This window comes from Polaribacter sp. ALD11, assembly GCF_002831685.1.
GTDB lineage: Bacteria > Bacteroidota > Bacteroidia > Flavobacteriales > Flavobacteriaceae > Polaribacter.
On sequence record NZ_CP025119.1, the window covers coordinates 1,351,692 to 1,370,572 of the forward strand.

An 18,881-nucleotide genomic window follows, 5' to 3' on the forward strand; every position below is an offset into this window, starting at 1 on the left:
TAGTTAACTTTTAATAAAGTTGATGTATTTTTTATATTGAAAATTGTAATGCCATTTTTTATCCGAATAAGTATTTTTAATCACAAAATTATTCGTGTTACTTATTATTTCAGTGAAACTCTCTTCAGAGTAAAAAATTCCATTTTCATTTAAATCAGTAATGTTTTTGTAAAAGTCATCGCATATGATTATTTTTTTAAAAGCAAATGCCAAATTAAAAGTTCCAGAAATTTTGAAGTTCAAATAAGAAAAATCTTTTCTCTTCAGCAAAGGAAGAATAAAATCTGATTTCTCTATATAACTATAATACAATTCATTAGTTATAAATTCGTTAAAAAAGATAAAGTAAGACTCAAAATTCAAGCGTTCCAATTCTGATTTAAATGCTATTCCGTCTTTTGTATTGATATTACCTAAAATTAAAAATTTTATTTTAGCTGATAATTCATTTTTCTGTAATTGATGAATTAAATAAAAATAATCTCTTCGACTAAACTCTACTCTACCAGGAATACAAAACCATACTTCACCTTGTTTTTTTTCTATATTTTGGCTCTTAAATTTAGGAAAGAAAATAGGGTAAAAACTTTCTAATTTAATTTTAGAATTAGAAATTCGTACCTTATCTTTTAAGTAATCACTTAAAACAAAATATTTTTTTATTTTGAGACTGATAATTTTTTGAGTAAAACTTTTTTGAAGTTTTTTTGTATTGTGAAGAACTCCAATACATTCTACTTTATAGAATAGTAGAAAGAAAACAATATTTCGTACCTGTTTTGAAGAAGAGGCTGTATTAAAAATGACTTTATCAAATTTACTTAATTCTTTAACTACGTTTAATTGATATTGAAGTGATTTAAATCCTTTCAATTCATCAAAATTTATAATAGAAACGTTATTCGCTAAATTTAGATAAGTAATTTGATTCTTTATAGCTGGATGTAAAAACAGAGAAACATCATCATTATTATCTTCTTGTAAGAAAGAAATTTGACTAAAAACACATTCTTCATGCGATTTGGAAAGTTCTACAATAGCTGCCTTCATGAAATTATTATTTCTTTGATAAGATTAAATCTTTGTAAACACTTATAAAGTTTTCAGCAATTACATCATCATTAAATTTCTGCACAAACTCAAACCCTTTTTTAATCATTCCATTAGAGAGTTTTTCATCTCCTAAAATCAAGTTTATTCTATCTGTTAATTCTTTAATATCTCCAGGCTTCACATAAAAAGAATCTGGCCCACCAGCTTCAGAGAAACAACTTCCTGTACTTGTAATAACGGGTGTTTTAGAGTATAGAGCTTCAATAATAGGAATACCAAAACCTTCAAAAATACTTGGATACACAAAAACGGAAGCTACTTGATAGATTGCAGACAATTCTGGCATTGTTACATTTTCTAAAAATCGTACTTTTTTCTCTAAATTATTATCTTTAATATAAGAGTTTACAACTTTAAAATAAGACGACTTTCCACCAATTACAATTAAAGTAGTATCTATTTTTTCTATAGACTTTATAAGTGATAAAATATTTTTACGCTTATTAATAGCACCTACATTTAAAATAAATTTTTCTGGAAGATTAAATTTTAATTTAACCTCTTCTTTAAACTCTGTAGATTTCACTTCTTTAAACGTTGCATGACAGCCTTGATAAATTACGTCTATTTTTGTTTCATCTATTTTTAGATATTTAACAATATCTCTTTTCGTTTGTTCGCTAATAGCTATAATTTTATCAGCATTTTCAACTGAAAATCGTACTTTTTTAAGATGTATTTTCCTATCGAAAAAAGAATATAACTCAGGAAATCTAACAAAAATTAAATCATGAATAGTAACTACTGTTTTTATAGTCGTATTTTGAATTCCGTTTGGAATTTCACCACTTAAACCGTGAAAAACCTCAATTTCATCTTTTTTGATTTGATTTATAATTGGACCTTGCCTCCAAATTGAAGAAAATATTTTCCAAAATTTAGTATCTGGTAAAACCTCTGTAATGTTCTCTTTAGAAATAAGTCTTTTTACTTTCTTAGCCTTCGGATTATACAGAACATAGGTGTTCTCTGAGTGAAATTCTGATAGAATTCTAATTAAATCTCGCCCATAATTTCCTAAACCAGAAGTATTATGGTAGATGCGTTTTGCGTCGAAGCCTATTTTCATTTCAAATTATTTTTAAGTAACCAAAGTTTCAAATATCTAGACAAAACTGCAAAAGCCTGAGTTTTAGCAATCATAAAACCTTCAAAACCGTCTAAAAACCCTAGTCGAACAATATAATGCACAAAAAAACGAACTGGTGGTTTTATTAAAATATGGTATCCGTTTACTTTTTTTCCTTTTTTGTATAAATCTTCTGCTTGTAACCAAGCATATTGATTTATTTTAGAAATATAATGATCATAATTTCGATAAGAATAATGATTAATTTTATTTTTCAAAAAACCTAAACTACCATGTGTCTTTATAGTCTCATGAACCGGGTTGCCATTGTATTCACAAAATTCTTTTAGAAATAGACGAATTACTCTATCTCTTTGCCAACCACTATATTTAATTTTTTTACCAGCAAAATAAAAGTTTCTCCCAAGATAAAAACCTACAAAATCTTTCGGGTTTTTAACCGCTTCTAAAATTTCTTTTTCTAATTCTGATGTAACTCTTTCATCTGCATCTAAAATATAAATCCAATCATGTTTTGCATGCGCTATAGCATAGTTTTTCTGAGAAGAAAAATCATCAAACTTACGCTTGATGATTTTTACATTCATTTTTTCTGCTATTTCCAACGTTTTGTCTGTACTAAAAGAATCTATCACAATAATTTCATCTGCAAAACCCACAGATTCGATCGCTTCTCTTATATGAATTTCTTCATTTAATGTTGGTATTATTGCCGATATTTTAGTCATAGCATTTTTAAACCTTTAAACAGCTACATCATATTCACGTAAAGCATCGTTTAAAGATGTTTTCTTGTTGGTACTTTCTTTTCTTTTTCCAATAATTAATGCACAAGGTACATTAAACTCTCCAGCGGCAAACTTCTTTGTATAACTTCCAGGAATAACTACAGAACGGGCAGGAACTATTCCTTTCATTTCCAATGGTTCATCACCAGTTACATCAATAATTTTAGTACTCATTGTTAAAACAACATTTGCACCTAAAACAGCTTCTTTTTCTACTCTTACACCTTCTACAACAATACACCTAGATCCTATAAATGCGCCATCTTCTATAATTACAGGCGCTGCTTGTAATGGTTCTAAAACACCACCAATACCAACACCACCAGAAAGGTGTACGTTTTTACCTATTTGTGCACAAGAACCTACTGTAGCCCAAGTATCAACCATCGTTCCTTCATCTACGTACGCACCAATATTTACATAACTTGGCATTAAAATAGTACCAGGGGCAATATAAGCACCGTGTCTTGCAACTGCATTTGGCACTACTCTAATTCCTCTTTCTGCAAAATTTCTTTTTAATGGAATTTTATCGTGGTATTCGAAAATACCGGCTTCTAAAGTTTCCATTTTTTGAATCGGAAAATATAAAACTACTGCTTTCTTAACCCATTCATTTACTTGCCAACCGCCTGTTGTTGGTTCTGCAACTCTTAGTTCTCCTTTATCTAGTAGATCGACTACTTTTCTAATCGTATCAACCGTATTTTGTTCTTTTAATAAGTCACGATTTTCCCAAGCGGACTCTATAATTTCTCTAATTTCTTTCATTCTAATTGTATAATTTTTGCAAATATAAATCTATCCGTAAAAACTGGAAGCGAAGATACATTTTTTAAACAGATATTTCTACTTTGTTTAAAAAACGTATTATTGCAAAAACAATTGTAAATGGCTAGAATTTTAGCAATAGATTTCGGAAAAAAAAGAACAGGAATTGCAGTTACAGATGAGTTGCAAATAATTGCTTCTGGTTTAACTACTGTAAATACGACAGAATTATTGTCTTTCCTTAAAGAGTATATATCCAAAGAAAAAGTAGAACTTTTTTTAATGGGGCAACCTAAACAAATGGATAATTCTGATAGTGAAAGTGAAGCACTGATTTTACCTTTTCTAAAAAAAATAGAAAAGTTGTTTCCTCAAATTCCTATGAAAAGAATTGACGAACGTTTTACCTCTAAAATGGCTTTTCAAACAATGATTGATAGCGGAATGAAAAAAAAACAACGAAGAAACAAGGCAATGGTAGATGAAATTAGCGCTACCATCATTTTACAATCTTACTTATATAACCAGCATTAAGCTGTTTAAATATCTAATTACAATACTCTTAAACTGTTAAAAACAATCTAAAAAACGTACTATCAGCAAAATTCGTAATTCAAAAATTCGTAATTCGTAATTCTAAATTGTACTTTTGCACTCGTTTTTAAATAAATAAAAATAAATGATTTTACCAATTGTTGCATACGGAGATCCTGTTTTAAGAAAAGTTGCTGTAGAAATAGATGCAAATTATCCTGATTTAGAAAAATTGATTACCAATATGAAAGAGACCATGTACAATGCTTCTGGCGTTGGTTTGGCAGCTCCACAAATTGGAAAAGCAATTCGTTTATTTACAATTGATGCTTCGCCTTTTGCAGAAGATGAAGATTTATCTGAAAAAGATAGAGAAGTGTTAAAAACATTTAATAGAGTTTTTATAAACGCTAAAATTTTAGAAGAAGAAGGTGAAGAATGGGTTTTTAACGAAGGGTGTTTAAGTATTCCTGATGTTAGAGAAGATGTTGTTCGTCAACCTAAAATAACAATCGAATATCAAGATGAAGACTTTAAAAAGCACACCGAAACTTTAGATGGTTTGGCTGCAAGAGTTTTTCAGCACGAGTATGATCATATTGAAGGAATTTTGTTTACAGACAAGCTTTCATCACTAAAAAAAAGAATCATTAAAAAGAAATTAGAAAATATTTCTAAAGGAAAAATTACCGCAGATTATAGAATGCGTTTTCCAAATCAAAAAAAAGGTAAATAGTCTTTTAAAGACACAAAAAACATATAACATGGAATTTAATAAAATTATAGCAGTTACCGGTAAAGCTGGTTTATACCAAGTAGTTTCTCAATCTAAAAACGCAATAATAGTTGCCTCTTTAGCAGATGATAAAAGAGTAGCAATTAACGCAACTCAAAATGTAAGTTTATTAGAAAATATCGCTATTTACACCTACGAAGAAGATATTCCTCTATTGCAAGTTTTTAAAGCAATGTTTGAAAAAACAGAAGGTAAAGAAGCGATTTCTCATAAAGAAAGTGGTAAGAAATTAGAAGCATTTTTTGCAGAAGTTCTACCAGATTATGATGCTGAAAGAGTGTATACTTCTAATATTAAAAAAGTAATTCAGTGGTTTAATTTATTAGTAAACGCTGGAATGGATTTTTCTAAAGTTGAAACTCCTACTGAGGGAAAAACAGAAAAAGAGTAATTAGTATTCAGTTTAAAGTCTCTGTTTTAAATGAACTCGTTTAAACTAAAACGCTGTGTAAATCTATTTTGAAGAAAAATGAATTCTAGAAAAGAACAATTAGCTGCTTTTAACCGTTTGTTAGACATTATGGATGACCTTCGTGAGAAATGCCCTTGGGATAAAAAACAAACCTTAGAAAGTCTACGTCATTTAACAATTGAAGAAACGTACGAACTTGCTGATGCTATTCTAGACAACGATTTACCTGAAATACAAAAAGAATTAGGCGATGTGCTTTTGCACATCGTTTTTTATGCCAAAATTGGAAGCGAGAAAAAAGCGTTTGATATTGGTGACGTTGCAAATTCAATTTGTGATAAACTAATCAGCAGACATCCTCATATCTATGGCGATGTAGTTGTTAAAGATGAGGCAGAAGTAAAACGCAATTGGGAACAATTAAAGCTAAAGGAAGGCAAAGAATCTGTTTTAGAAGGTGTTCCTAAAAGTTTACCCGCAGTTGTAAAAGCGAGTAGAATTCAAGAAAAAGTTGCTGGTGTTGGTTTCGATTGGGAAAAACCCGAACAAGTTTGGGAAAAAGTACAAGAAGAACTTACAGAACTAAACGAAGAAATTAAAGCTGGTCATATAGAAAATACCGAAAAAGAATTTGGAGATGTTTTATTTTCTATGATAAACTATGCTCGTTTTATTGGAGTAAATCCTGAAAATGCTTTAGAAAAAACAAATAAGAAATTCATCAATCGCTTTCAGTATTTAGAAAAAGAAGCTAAAAAAGAAGGCAAAGATATTTCTGAAATGTCTTTAACTGAAATGGATGTCTATTGGGAAAAATCGAAAGAGTTCTTTAAATAATTCTGAACCATTGTCTCCTTTTTATATTTGTATTTTAAACGATACTTCTTCCTTCTAAAAAATAACTCCACTTTTAAAATAGTCGATTAATTAGAAACCCTCATTAATAATCGAACAACAATCATGTCTATTCAATTTAAGTCTTCTATATTGCATTCATAAATTATATATCGATATGAAATTAAACTTATTATCTTGTGATACTCAAAGACCCGATAAAAGAGCAATTGCCAGGTCTATTGCAGAAATTTCATTACACATAAATGATTCTTTGTCCAATGAGCTTACAGAAATACTATTAGAGGGTGATGCCGTAGACATCGAGGTAGAAGATAAAAACGCGGGTTCTGCTTTAAGAACTTTACGAAAATTAAGTATTGACTACGAAATTATAGAATAATTAGGAACCTCTTTTTATAATTTACGGTACTTTTCTTTAAGACGATTCTCAATTAACTTTTGTCTTTATTGTAAAACACAGTGCAACAAAACAAAATTTATCACTAAAAGGTAGATTCTCTTAAATTTCTTATCAAAAAAGAGAATTTGACCAACTTCTTATTTACATAAAACAACTTCTTTTATTAGTTCTTTTGCTAAAACATCAAACAAATTTAATAAAACACAGCATAAATTCAAAAAATAGGCATTATTAAAATGGAAACAATAGTACTTTATTAACGACTTTTAAAATGCGTAGTACTACCTTTGTGTGCTTCGATTTTAAAGAAAACAAATGAATTTAACTATTGAAAATATATTATTAATTGGCTCTTTATTACTTCTTGTAAGTATTTTTGCTGGTAAAACTTCTTATAAATTCGGTGTTCCTACTTTATTACTCTTTTTGGGTATTGGAATGCTGGCGGGCTCTGATGGAATTGGAGGTATTCGTTTTAATAATCCTAAACTTGCTCAGTTTATTGGTATTGTATCCTTAAATTTTATCTTATTTTCTGGCGGACTTGATACCAACTGGACAGCAGTGAAACCAATTATTAAAGAAGGTATTCTATTATCTACATTAGGTGTTTTAATTACAGCTGTTTCCCTTGGTACTTTTGTGTGGTTTGTTACAGATTTTACCATTTACGAGAGTTTGCTTTTAGGCTCTATAGTTTCCTCAACAGATGCAGCTGCTGTATTTTCTATTCTGAGAGCTAAAAGTCTTGCACTAAAAACTAATTTAAGACCAACTTTAGAACTAGAAAGCGGAAGTAACGATCCGATGGCATATGTATTAACGATTGCTTTTTTAACGCTCGTAATAAATCAAGACAAAAGCTTCTTATCTATCATTCCTTTTTTCCTACAACAAATGATTTTAGGAGGTGTTGCAGGTATTGCTTTTGGAATCACTAGTAAATATATTATTAATAAAATAAAACTTGACTTTGAAGGGTTGTATCCTGTTTTAGTGATTGCACTAATGTTCATTACATTTTCTGCAACGAACTTTGTAGGGGGTAATGGATTTCTAGCCATTTACATTTGTGCCGTTTATTTAGGAAATCAAAATTTGATTCATAAAAAAACCATTTTAAAAATGTTTGATGGTTTGGCGTGGCTTATGCAAATTGTACTATTCCTTACCCTAGGTTTACTTGTTTTTCCTTCTCAAATTATTCCATATATGGGAATTGGGCTACTTATTTCTATCTTCTTAATATTAATTGCAAGACCTATAGGCGTATTTATAAGTCTTATTTTCTTTAAAATGAAGCTAAAAAGAAGGTTTTATATTTCTTGGGTTGGTTTGCGTGGTGCGGTTCCGATTGTGTTTGCTACGTACCCTCTTTTAGCAGGAATAGACAAAGCAAATATGATTTTTAATATTGTCTTTTTCATTTCAGTTACATCCATATTAATTCAAGGAACCACGCTTTCTATTATTGCAAAATGGTTAAACGTTGGGTTACCGGAAACTCAAAAAGAGTTAACCCCAACTGATTTGCTTATGGCAGAAAATCCGAAGGCAGAAATGAAAGAGCTCTTAATTACCTTAGATTGCTATGCGGTAGGTAAAAAAATTGTTGAATTAGGCTTTCCTAAAAATGCAATAATAGCCATGATTAAAAGAGATGAAACTTATATAATACCAAACGGTTTAACAAAAATAGAAACACAGGATACTTTAATAGTGCTTGCAGATAGACCCGAAGCTTTTGATGAAGTCTACAAAACACTTAAAAACAAATAAGAAAGAATCCTGTTTTTTACTTATTGATTGATCTATTCTTTTAATTTTCTATTTATTATTTCCAAAGGAAGAGAATCTATATTTTAAAAATTAATAAAAATGGGGTCATATTTTGTCGAAATTCAATAAAATATGAATCTATTTTTTGTATTAGATAAATTTACTAAAAATAAGTTTAATCTTATTTTTAGTACTTGGTTAAGCTCTTCTCTTTTTTTGCTACAAACTAGCAACTTTCGACTTCGCTCAAGAGATACTCTTAATAGGATATAGCTTTTTGTATTTACTTATAACTCTTTTATAAATTAATTGCATAAGCAACTTCTTTTGAAGATTCTAAAGGAAACAATTTTTCTGCTTCGGCTAAATCGTGTATCGTATCTATTTCATACCAAGGTTTCTCGTCAAAAGAAACAGCCGTTAAGAATAAACTTTTCTCTTCTACCAGTTTAGAAAAAACAATTTCATAGTAACTATTTACACTACCTTCTGAAATATATTGATTTAATTTTTTACAAATTTTTCTCCAAGATGAAAGTGAAAAACTATAAATGTTTACAGTTTTGAAGCGAATATCTGTATAAATATCTGTGGTTCCTGGCTGAAACTGAGTCACTAAATTATCTTTATTAACTGCTACTGTGGTTCCATTTAGCCAAGGCTGCATCTTCGCAACTGCCATTCTATCTGGATACATCATTTGATTTAGCAGAGAATTTTCTAAAACCAAATCGCTTTCTAAAAGCACAAAAGGCTCATTTATAATGTTTCGAGCCATCCATAATGAATAGATATTATTGGTGGTTTTATAAAATGGGTTATGTATATATTCGATACTTAAATCTTCTGTTTGTTTTCCAAGGTACTCTATAATACATTCTTCTTTATAACCTGTTACAATTACAAGGCGTTTAAAGCCTTCTTTTTTCAAATTAGCGACAAGGCGTTCTAAAATTGATTTTTCACTTACCAGCGTTAAACATTTAGGAGCATCTTTAGTTATTGGAAAAAGACGACTACCGGTTCCTGCTGCCAGTAATAATGCAGTTGATATACGACTGTCACTATCATAATTTGCTGTATTAATATTCATGTATTATTGATTTGCTGCCATCAAAAAAAAATAAAAATGCTATAAGAAAAATAAGCTTCCTAAATTTAATGCTTTTAATGTATTGGCTTATTTGTTGAAGGGTTAGTTATTAAAGATGAAGTTTGTGTATGTATTGATATAAATAAGTGTGCAAAGTTACTATCATAACATAGAAATAACTACTATTATTTAGAATAATTAGTACTTAAAAAATAAGAGAAAAAGAACAAAAATTAGGTTTTGCTGTCGAATAAATTCTCATTAAACTCTAGATTATACCTCACTGATTACTAACAACTAACCGAATAAAAACGAAATATATAGACTCTTATAAAAACGCCTTCTGAAGTTTAAGATCAGGAAACTTCTTAGCATCATTATTTTTTATGATAGATAATCGGTAGTTTTCATCATAAAAAAAAGATTCTTCTTCGTTCTCTTGCTGAATTACAGTAGGAATGCAAATTGTTTTATGTCTAATAAATTTAGACTTCTCGAACTTCTGCCGTTTTTTATAATCTTTTCATTGTAGGCTCGAGTAGATTTAGAAAGCCATAAAAAAAGCCTCCAAATTGGAGGCTTTTTAAAATTACACTAATTTCTTAGCATTTTGAACTTTTTGCTTTGTGAGCGCCAATTCTATTACTTGTTTCATGTCTGTAACATAATGAAAAGTCATGCCTTTTAAGTAGCTTTCTTTTATTTCTAAAATGTCTTTTCTATTGTCTTCACACAAAATTATTTCCTTAATATTTGCTCTTTTTGCAGCTAATATTTTTTCTTTAATTCCTCCAACAGGCAACACTTTTCCACGCAAAGTAATTTCACCAGTCATGGCTAATTTATTTTTGACTCTACGTTGTGTGTAAGAAGAAACCAAAGAGGTTAACATCGTTATACCGGCACTTGGCCCATCTTTTGGTGTTGCTCCTTCTGGTACGTGAATATGTACATTGTATTTCTCTAAAATTTCTGGTTTAATTCCAAATTCTTCAGCATTCGATTTTATGTATTGCAAAGCAATTGTTGCAGACTCTTTCATTACCGTTCCTAAATTACCGGTAATAGAAAGTGTTCCTTTTCCTTTCGATAAAATAGATTCTATAAATAAGATATCTCCACCCACTTGTGTCCAAGCCAAACCTGTAACCACACCAGCAACATCATTATTTTCGAACTTCCCTCTGTTTCTTGGTGTTCCTAAAATTTCTTCAATTTTTTCTGATGACAAAGTAATCTCATATTCCTCTTCTAAAGCGATAGATTTTGCTGCAAATCGAACCACTTTTGCGATTTTCTTTTCCAAACCACGCACTCCAGATTCACGTGTATAACCTTCTACAATTTGCTCTAATTGTTTTTTACCTAACTTTATATCTTTGGTTGTTAAACCATGTTCTTTTAATTGTTTTGGTAATAAGTGTCTCTTAGCAATTTCTACTTTTTCTTCAATAGTATAACCAGTTACATTTATAATTTCCATTCTATCGCGCAAAGCCCAAGGAATTTCACCTAAATTATTTGCTGTTGCGATAAAAAGTACTTTAGATAAATCGTACCCAACTTCTAAATAATTGTCATAAAAAGCTTCATTTTGTTCAGGATCTAAAACCTCTAACATTGCCGAAGAAGGATCTCCTTGATGACTATTACTTAACTTATCTATTTCATCTAAAACAAAAACCGGATTTGAAGTTCCTGCTTTTTTCAAATTCTGAATTAAACGCCCTGGCATTGCACCAATGTACGTTTTTCTGTGTCCTCTAATTTCTGCTTCATCGCGCAAACCACCTAAAGACATTCTAACATATTTACGCCCTAAAGCTTCTGCTACAGATTTCCCTAAAGAAGTTTTACCAACTCCTGGAGGTCCGTATAAACAGATAATTGGCGATTTCATATCTCCTCTTAACTTTAAAACAGCTAAATGTTCTATAATTCTTTCTTTCACTTCCTCTAAACCAAAATGATCTCTATCTAAAACCTTTGTTGCATGTTTTAAATCGAATTTATCTTCAGAATAAATTCCCCAAGGTAATTCTAACAACAACTCTAAATAACTTCTCTGAACACCATATTCTGCAGCTTGCGGATTCATTCTTTTTAAACGGTTCAGCTCTTTTTCAAAAGTGTTACCAACTTCTTTACTCCATTTTTTAGTTTTTGCTTGCGCACGCATTTCCTCTAACTCCTCGTCATTAGAAACTCCACCCAATTCGTCTTGAATGGTTTTTAACTGTTGGTGTAAATAATATTCACGTTGTTGTTGGTCTAAATCTTCTCTTGTTTTAGACTGAATATCATTACGCAATTGTAATTTCTGAAGCTCTTTGTTTAGGTTTTTCAAGGCTAATAAAGCACGTTCTTTTAGATTGTCTTTCTCTAAAATCACTTGTTTTTGAGCAACGGTTAAATCCATATTTGATGAAATGAAATTCACTAAAAAAGAATTTGATTTTATATTCTTAATTGCAAAAGAAGCTTCTGAAGGCAACATTGGGTTTTCCTTTATTACTTCTAAAGCTTGCTCTTTAATAGAGTCTATAATTGCTTCAAACTCTTTTTCATCATCCACTTCTCTATCTTCAACAGCTTCTTTTACAGTTGCTTTTAAATAAGGTTTATCTTGAACAATTGCATCAATTTCAAAACGTTTTTTACCCTGAATGATAACGGTTGTATTTCCATCAGGCATTTTTAAAACACGTAAAATTTGTGCAACAACACCTGTTGTATGAATATCTTTTAAACCAGGCTCTTCTTCATCTTCATTTTTCTGTGCAACAACACCAATTACTTTATCACCTTTGTTTGCATCTTTTATTAACTGAATAGATGCATCTCTACCAGCAGTAATAGGAATTACAACTCCTGGAAATAAAACGGTATTTCTAAGTGGTAAAATTGGTAATATTTCTGGTACACTTTCTTTATTTATAATTTCTTCGTCTTCCGGTGTCATCAAAGGGATTAACTCAGAATCTTCGTTTAACATACTGTGAAGCGACATGTTGTCTAATCTCATTACTTTTGGTTTACTCATCTTCTATATATCTGTCATACTGACATTGAACTTTAAAATTGAAAGATTCAACACCTGTGTTATATTTATTAAATAACTGAAAATCAAATCTTTAAAATTAAAATCAATTGACTTTCTACTTATAAAAATCAATTGTTGTGCCAAAATATTTTATTGGCAAATAAGGTTTTTGAAATATTCTAAATACTAAGATTATTCTTTTAATCTTATCTTTTTTTAACTGAATCTATGGAATTAATTTAGTTTTATAAAGAAACCGATATTATAGCATCGGTTTCTTTTATTAAAAAGCTACTGAAGTCTTCTGTTTCGAAAGTATGCTCACTTGTTTTAATCTTAAAATCGAAAGTATCTTCTTCTACATTATTTATTCAAGATCTACTGTTGCATGAGCTTCATTACTATTTTCTTTTGAAGGAATAAAAGTCTGCAATATAATTGCAATTGCCATTACTAAAGCGCATCCTAATAAGTTCAACCATAAATACGGCAACCAATCTAAGACAAAAACCCAGATAATTAAAGCTTGTGTTATTAATGCAGCTATAAAAACGGCATTTCCTTTTACGAATTTAATAAAGAAAGCTAATAAGAAAATTCCCAACACATTTCCATAGAAAATAGAACCAATAATATTTACCAACTGAATTAAATTATCGAATAAATTGGCAACACAAGCAACGGAAATAGCTATAATTCCCCAAGCCAACGTAAACCATTTAGACGCTTTTACATAATGCTCATCTGTTTTCCCATCGCCAACATTCCGTTTATATAAATCGATAGCAGTTGTACTTGCCAATGCGTTTAATTCAGATGCTGTAGAAGACATTGCTGCAGATAAAATTACGGCGAGTAAAAGTCCGATTAAGCCTCTCGGTAAATTGTTTAAAATAAAATGAATAAATACGTAATCTTTATCATTAGATTCAATTTTATCTAACGTATTTTCTTCATCAATTTTATCAATAATTACTTTTGATTTTGCTTTAATCGCTAAATCTCTTTCATTTAAATCTTGAATTTCTTGTTTTTCTGAAACTTGAAAACCATCAGCAAAAATTGCTTTTTTAGTATTTTCAATAGCAATATGTTCTGCTTCTAGCTGTTTGTATTCTTGCGAGTAATTAGAGTTTAAAACAGCTTCATTTGCTCCGGGATTAAAATTTAATGGAGAAGGATTGAATTGATAAAATACAAAAACCATCACTCCAATTAACAAGATAAAAAACTGCATTGGTACTTTTAACAATCCGTTAAAAATTAAACCTAACTGACTTTCTCTTACAGATTTTCCAGATAAATAACGCTGTACCTGACTTTGGTCTGTCCCGAAATAAGAAAGCATTAAAAAAGTTCCACCTAAAATCCCTGTCCAAACGGTATATCTGTTACTTAAATCGAAAGAGAAATCTAGCACTTCCATTTTATTACTTGCACCAGCAATTTCCAACGCTTTTGTAAACGTAATATTTTCAGGAAGCTGACTCATAATCATAAAAAATGCAATTAACATTCCAATAAAAATGATAATCATTTGTTGCTTCTGCGTAACATTTACCGCCTTTGTTCCTCCAGAAACTGTGTAAATAATTACTAAAAAACCTATAATAATATTCAGCGTTAATAAATCCCATCCTAAAACTGCAGACAATATTATTGCAGGTGCAAAAATGGTAATTCCTGCTGCTAAACCTCTCTGAATTAAAAATAAAATAGCGGCTAAACTTCTTGTCTTTAAATCGAATCTTCCTTCTAAAAACTCGTACGCTGTATAAACTTTTAGTTTGTGATAAATAGGAATAAAAACGACACAAATTATTACCATGGCAATTGGCAATCCGAAGTAAAATTGCACAAATCCCATTCCGCTATGAAATGCTTGCCCTGGTGTAGATAAAAACGTTATTGCACTCGCTTGCGTAGCCATAACAGACAGACCAATCGTCCACCATTTCGAATCATTTCCACCTTTAATATAATCTGTTACATCCGCACTTTTCCTAGTAACATACGTTCCATAAGCAACAATAAAAATTAATGTTACAGACAAAATAATCCAATCTACAGCGTGTAATTTACTTTCTATTTCCATCAATTAAACTGTAAAATAATTAGTAATAAAATAAAACGCGATAATATAAATTACATTCGCTATTAAAACCAATGAGTACTCTTTTTTCCATTTATATTTTTGTTCTTTCATCCTTATTTTATTTTTTTTTGAAGCTATTTCCTGCTTTCCACTATATCTTTTTTATGAAAAATAAAAAAGGATGTCGTTACAATCAGGGCTAAACTTATTTGCTAACATTTATCTTTTACTATTTTGAAACTTCCTTACCAACAGACAACATGTTCGCAAACAATTTATACGCACCAGAAACTCCTGCTGGTAATTCTCTAAAGAAACTTAAACCAGTATAAATATAATTTCCTTTACCATATTTTGCTATTAGTAAACTTCCGTTTTTTGCAGTTTCACCTTTGTCGTGCATCGATAAAATTGGTGTGTATTCTTTACTCCAAGAATCTGGAAAATACAAACCACGCTCTTGTACCCACCCCTTAAAATCTTCATTTGTAATTTTGTTAGGAAAATTTAAAAGTGAATGCTCTTTTGCTAAAATTTTAACCTCTGCAAATTCATCTGTAACTCTATCTGTAGAAAGAGATAAGGAGAAAGGTGCTGCAACATCTACACCTCTATTGGTATTGTATTGCACAATCATGTTTCCTCCTTTTGCTACATATTCTAGCAAGAATTTTTGTTTAAATTTTAATTCTTTTACAACATTATATGCTCTAATTCCTAGAACAATGGCATCGTACTTTAATAAATTCTTCTCGTTAATTTCTAACGGATTAATGTTTTCTACAGTATACCCAATCTGACGTAAACTTTCTGGAACAGTATCTCCAGCTCCTTTAATATAACCAATATAACTTCCTGCTTTTTTAATGTTTAAACGAACAATTTTTGCTTTAGAGTCAGACAAAACAGATTGTTTAGGAATGTGATTGTAATTAATTTCTATCAACTCTTTTGTGTACATTTTCCCTTTAGAAGTTGCAATCACTTCTAAATTTCCTTCAGATTGATTTTTAGGCGGAGTTACTAAAAAAGTAACCGTTCGCTTGTCATTCTTTTGGTTGATATTAAAAGCAATTTCTTTTGGCGAAACCACCCAACTTACTGGTGCTTTTAAACTTACATTTCCTGTAATGTTATTTGTACCTGCTCTAACTTCTACTAATACTTTTTTAGCAACATCATCAGAAAAAATAAGCACTTTATCTTTTAGTTTTGTAGTAATTTTTGGTAAAACTTCAAAAGGTTCATAAATTTCTCCTTTATCTCTTTCCGCATACTTTCTTAATACATTTTTTGTAATTGTAATAGCAACATTATTAATTGTTAAATTAAAATCTATTGTTGCTGGTCTTGGTGTTTCTGGTTTCCCAATTAATTTTTGATTATCAACTTTATACATTCCTAAAGAAGATTCTTTTTTCAACCAATAAGGATCTGAAAAAGTATTCGTTTTTAAATTGATACTTTCTTTAAAAATTATTTTGTTGTTAAAGTCTAAATCGATGTTTTTTGTAACCTTTTTATTATCTATTGTAGACGTTATAGAAACAAGTTCCATAGCAACACTACTTCTATTTAGTACTTCAAAATTTACTTCTATTGTAGAATTTGGTGTTCCAGTAGAACTATTTGCAAAAGCTTCTAAATACAAACCTGCACATGCTTCAATAATTTCTTTTAGCTGTTTTTCTTTAATTGCTCGCCAATGAGCATCTTCTAATTGCTGTACTAATTGATAGGCTTTCATTAATTTCGGCAAATATTTAGACGGATTCACAAAATCGAAATTAACTTCAATTTCATAGAGAATCTCTCCTATTTCTCCACCGCTTTCAAGACGGTTCCAGGTGGTATTTATTCCTGAGAAAATATCATTTTTATCTTTAGGTTTGTCTCCTTTTAAAAACTCTACATATTCATTTTGTGCTCCTCTTGTGGTAACTCGCCCAAAACCTTGGCACAAATGCTGACTACTTGCCATCGACGCTAATTCATTGTTAGACAAACCTTTTAAGGGGTAATAAACACCAACATCAAAAGAAGTTAATTTTCCTTTTGTAGCTTTCTCAAAATCAGCCTCATCATTATAAAACCAAGAAGATGTATTAAAAAACAACCGTTTTGGTTGCCAAGTTTCTGTGTATTTTAACTGTTCTGGGTATTTCTTTTTATCACCAACCAAATCAAAAGCAGCCACACTTAACATTGCCGAAGCTGTATGATGCCCGTGTGTTGTACCTGGAGTTCTATGGTTAAATCTGTTAATAATTACATCTGGCTTAAAGGTTCTAATTGCCCATACAACATCACTTAAAACTTCTTTTTTATTCCAAATTTCTAAAGTTTCATCGGGGTGTTTAGAATATCCAAAATCATTCGCTCTTGTAAAAAACTGTTCTCCACCATCAACTCTTCTTGCTGCTAACAATTCTTGTGTTCTAATAACGCCTAGTAATTCTCTGATTTCTGACCCAATTAAATTCTGTCCTCCATCTCCACGAGTTAGAGATAAATAACCTGTTCTAGCTTTTACGTTATTTGCTAAATAGGCAATTAAGCGTGTATTTTCATCATCTGGATGCGCAGCAATGTATAAAGCAGTTCCTAAGAAATTCAGTTTTTGAATTTTTTCATAAATCTGATTTGAAGTTAATTTTTGTGGTTTTTGAGCGAATATTGAAATAGAAATCAGTAAAAACGCTACTATAGAAAGTGAAAATTTCTTCATAAATAAAAATTGGTCAGTAAAACAAATGTAGTTTTTTATCAATGAAGATGAATTTTGTTAACAAAATTATAACGTTTCAAAATTCATTAACAAAATACTCATAACCTGTTAATAAATTAATTTTCAGAATCACTTAATAAGATTATATTTGTATATACTAATTAAGATAAAAAATCAATGAAATTTATTGTATCGAGTTCGCAATTATTAAAACAATTACAAGTTTTAGGCGGCGTTATAAATAGCAACAATACCTTACCAATTTTAGATAACTTTTTGTTTGAATTATCTGAAAATCAATTAAAAGTTTCTGCATCGGATTTAGAAACAACTATGAGTTCTGTAATAGATGTAGAAAGTGATAGTTCTGGTTCTATTGCTGTCTCTGCACGTTTATTGCTAGATACTTTAAAAACGTTTCCAGACCAACCTTTAACGTTTAAAACAGAAGGAGACAATACCATAGAAATTAGTTCTGATCAAGGGAAATATGACATGGCTTATTTTGGTGGAGATGAGTTCCCGAAAGCAGTTTCTTTACCATCACCAAGTAAAACAATTATACCTGCAAATATTCTAGGAACTGCGATTTCTAAAACAATATTTGCTGCCGGAAATGACGATTTACGTCCGGTAATGAGTGGTGTTTTTTTTCAGTTTAGTTCACAAAGTTTAACTTTTGTTGCTACTGACGCTCATAAATTAGTAAAATACTCTAGAACAGATGTTACCGCAGATCAAACAGCAGAATTCATTATGCCAAAGAAACCTTTAAATTTATTAAAGGGAATTTTAGGTGGTGCTGACAGCGATGTAACTATTGAATATAATGACGCAAATGCAAAATTTACGTTTGATAATGTAGTTTTAGTTTGTCGTTTAATTGATGGTAAATATCCGAATTACGAAGCGGTAATTCCAAAAGAGAATCCTAATAAATTAACTGTTGATAGAGCTTCTTTCTTAAACTCTGTTAGACGTGTTTCTATCTTCTCTAGTAAAACTACACACCAAATTCGTTTAAAAATGGCGGGTACAGAATTAAATATTTCTGCGGAAGATTTAGATTTTGCCAATAAAGCTGATGAACGTTTGAGCTGTGATTACCAAGGTGATGATATGCAAATAGGTTTTAACTCTCGTTTTTTAAGCGAAATGTTAAATAATTTAAGTTCTAACGAAGTTTTAATAGAAATGTCTTTACCAAACAGAGCAGGAATTTTAACTCCTATAGATGGCACAGATGAAGGCGAACAAGTTACCATGTTGGTAATGCCTGTAATGTTGAATAATTAACAAACGCAGTGTATACTTCATTAAAATAATTTTTAATTCCTTATAAGGAAAGAACATATACATAGATATTAAGAAAACCACAGCT

15 protein-coding genes are annotated in these 18,881 nt (G+C 30.2%); 7 read left to right on the forward strand and 8 right to left on the reverse strand.

Annotated features, from left to right (window positions below; genetic code table 11):
- Positions 1–3: 3 nt before the first annotated feature.
- The 4 genes from CW731_RS06070 to CW731_RS06085 are packed head-to-tail and all read right to left on the reverse strand — an operon-like array spanning position 4 to position 3,762.
- Positions 4–1,050, reverse strand: a complete 1,047-nt coding sequence (locus CW731_RS06070) for a hypothetical protein (RefSeq protein ID WP_100945878.1) — start codon at positions 1,048–1,050, stop codon at positions 4–6.
- Between the two features lie 7 nt (positions 1,051–1,057).
- Positions 1,058–2,182, reverse strand: a complete 1,125-nt coding sequence (locus CW731_RS06075; protein ID WP_100945879.1) for a glycosyltransferase family 1 protein — start codon at positions 2,180–2,182, stop codon at positions 1,058–1,060.
- The gene (locus CW731_RS06080) at positions 2,179–2,931 is read right to left on the reverse strand and encodes a glycosyltransferase family 2 protein (protein WP_100945880.1); all 753 of its coding nucleotides are present in this window, start codon (positions 2,929–2,931) and stop codon (positions 2,179–2,181) included. Before CW731_RS06080 ends, CW731_RS06075 begins: the two co-directional genes overlap by 4 nt.
- Positions 2,932–2,946: 15 nt before the next feature.
- Positions 2,947–3,762, reverse strand: coding sequence for a 2,3,4,5-tetrahydropyridine-2,6-dicarboxylate N-succinyltransferase (locus CW731_RS06085; protein WP_100945881.1), 816 nt, complete (start codon positions 3,760–3,762; stop codon positions 2,947–2,949).
- Positions 3,763–3,882: 120 nt separating this feature from the next.
- Here CW731_RS06085 and ruvX point away from each other — a divergent pair, with 120 nt between their 5' ends.
- From ruvX to CW731_RS06115, 6 genes are all read left to right on the forward strand, one after another.
- Complete coding sequence (gene ruvX, locus CW731_RS06090; RefSeq protein WP_100945882.1) at positions 3,883–4,296, forward strand: Holliday junction resolvase RuvX; 414 nt, start codon at positions 3,883–3,885, stop codon at positions 4,294–4,296.
- Between the two features lie 145 nt (positions 4,297–4,441).
- The gene (def, locus tag CW731_RS06095) at positions 4,442–5,032 is read left to right on the forward strand and encodes a peptide deformylase (protein WP_100945883.1); all 591 of its coding nucleotides are present in this window, start codon (positions 4,442–4,444) and stop codon (positions 5,030–5,032) included.
- A 28-nt stretch (positions 5,033–5,060) separates the two neighbouring features.
- Positions 5,061–5,483: a DUF5606 domain-containing protein gene (locus CW731_RS06100; protein WP_100945884.1), complete on the forward strand. Its 423-nt coding sequence runs from the start codon at positions 5,061–5,063 to the stop codon at positions 5,481–5,483.
- Between the two features lie 78 nt (positions 5,484–5,561).
- Positions 5,562–6,341, forward strand: a complete 780-nt coding sequence (gene mazG, locus CW731_RS06105) for a nucleoside triphosphate pyrophosphohydrolase (protein ID WP_100945885.1) — start codon at positions 5,562–5,564, stop codon at positions 6,339–6,341.
- Between the two features lie 175 nt (positions 6,342–6,516).
- Positions 6,517–6,741, forward strand: coding sequence for a hypothetical protein (locus CW731_RS06110; RefSeq protein ID WP_100945886.1), 225 nt, complete (start codon positions 6,517–6,519; stop codon positions 6,739–6,741).
- 336 nt (positions 6,742–7,077) lie between these two features.
- Positions 7,078–8,541 carry a potassium/proton antiporter gene (locus tag CW731_RS06115; RefSeq protein WP_100945887.1) on the forward strand — a complete coding sequence of 488 codons (1,464 nt, stop codon included), beginning with the start codon at positions 7,078–7,080 and terminating at the stop codon, positions 8,539–8,541.
- A gap of 298 nt (positions 8,542–8,839) precedes the next feature.
- Here CW731_RS06115 and CW731_RS06120 read toward each other — a convergent pair whose 3' ends face one another.
- The 4 genes from CW731_RS06120 to CW731_RS06135 form a co-directional block, all read right to left on the reverse strand.
- On the reverse strand, positions 8,840–9,634 hold the full coding sequence (locus tag CW731_RS06120) for a phosphocholine cytidylyltransferase family protein (RefSeq protein ID WP_100945888.1): 795 nt from the start codon (positions 9,632–9,634) through the stop codon (positions 8,840–8,842).
- A gap of 589 nt (positions 9,635–10,223) precedes the next feature.
- Positions 10,224–12,677, reverse strand: coding sequence for an endopeptidase La (gene lon, locus CW731_RS06125; protein WP_100945889.1), 2,454 nt, complete (start codon positions 12,675–12,677; stop codon positions 10,224–10,226).
- Between the two features lie 367 nt (positions 12,678–13,044).
- Complete coding sequence (locus tag CW731_RS06130) at positions 13,045–14,772, reverse strand: sodium:solute symporter (RefSeq protein WP_100945890.1); 1,728 nt, start codon at positions 14,770–14,772, stop codon at positions 13,045–13,047.
- Between the two features lie 229 nt (positions 14,773–15,001).
- Positions 15,002–17,500 (reverse strand): PIG-L family deacetylase, encoded by a 2,499-nt coding sequence (locus CW731_RS06135; RefSeq protein ID WP_100945891.1) that lies wholly within the window; start codon positions 17,498–17,500, stop codon positions 15,002–15,004.
- A gap of 177 nt (positions 17,501–17,677) precedes the next feature.
- Between CW731_RS06135 and dnaN the strand changes: the two genes are divergently transcribed.
- Positions 17,678–18,796, forward strand: coding sequence for a DNA polymerase III subunit beta (dnaN, locus tag CW731_RS06140; RefSeq protein ID WP_100945892.1), 1,119 nt, complete (start codon positions 17,678–17,680; stop codon positions 18,794–18,796).
- Positions 18,797–18,881 lie beyond the last annotated feature (85 nt).

Coding starts and splice junctions, on each gene's coding strand:
- CW731_RS06070 (WP_100945878.1), bottom strand. CDS start 1,050: ATGAAGGCAGCTATTGTAGAACTTTCCAAATCGCATGAAGAATGTGTT.
- def (WP_100945883.1), top strand. CDS start 4,442: ATGATTTTACCAATTGTTGCATACGGAGATCCTGTTTTAAGAAAAGTT.
- CW731_RS06080 (WP_100945880.1), bottom strand. CDS start 2,931: ATGACTAAAATATCGGCAATAATACCAACATTAAATGAAGAAATTCAT.
- CW731_RS06135 (WP_100945891.1), bottom strand. CDS start 17,500: ATGAAGAAATTTTCACTTTCTATAGTAGCGTTTTTACTGATTTCTATT.
- CW731_RS06085 (WP_100945881.1), bottom strand. CDS start 3,762: ATGAAAGAAATTAGAGAAATTATAGAGTCCGCTTGGGAAAATCGTGAC.
- CW731_RS06075 (WP_100945879.1), bottom strand. CDS start 2,182: ATGAAAATAGGCTTCGACGCAAAACGCATCTACCATAATACTTCTGGT.
- CW731_RS06130 (WP_100945890.1), bottom strand. CDS start 14,772: ATGGAAATAGAAAGTAAATTACACGCTGTAGATTGGATTATTTTGTCT.
- ruvX (WP_100945882.1), top strand. CDS start 3,883: ATGGCTAGAATTTTAGCAATAGATTTCGGAAAAAAAAGAACAGGAATT.
- CW731_RS06100 (WP_100945884.1), top strand. CDS start 5,061: ATGGAATTTAATAAAATTATAGCAGTTACCGGTAAAGCTGGTTTATAC.
- CW731_RS06110 (WP_100945886.1), top strand. CDS start 6,517: ATGAAATTAAACTTATTATCTTGTGATACTCAAAGACCCGATAAAAGA.
- lon (WP_100945889.1), bottom strand. CDS start 12,677: ATGAGTAAACCAAAAGTAATGAGATTAGACAACATGTCGCTTCACAGT.
- dnaN (WP_100945892.1), top strand. CDS start 17,678: ATGAAATTTATTGTATCGAGTTCGCAATTATTAAAACAATTACAAGTT.
- CW731_RS06115 (WP_100945887.1), top strand. CDS start 7,078: ATGAATTTAACTATTGAAAATATATTATTAATTGGCTCTTTATTACTT.
- mazG (WP_100945885.1), top strand. CDS start 5,562: ATGAATTCTAGAAAAGAACAATTAGCTGCTTTTAACCGTTTGTTAGAC.
- CW731_RS06120 (WP_100945888.1), bottom strand. CDS start 9,634: ATGAATATTAATACAGCAAATTATGATAGTGACAGTCGTATATCAACT.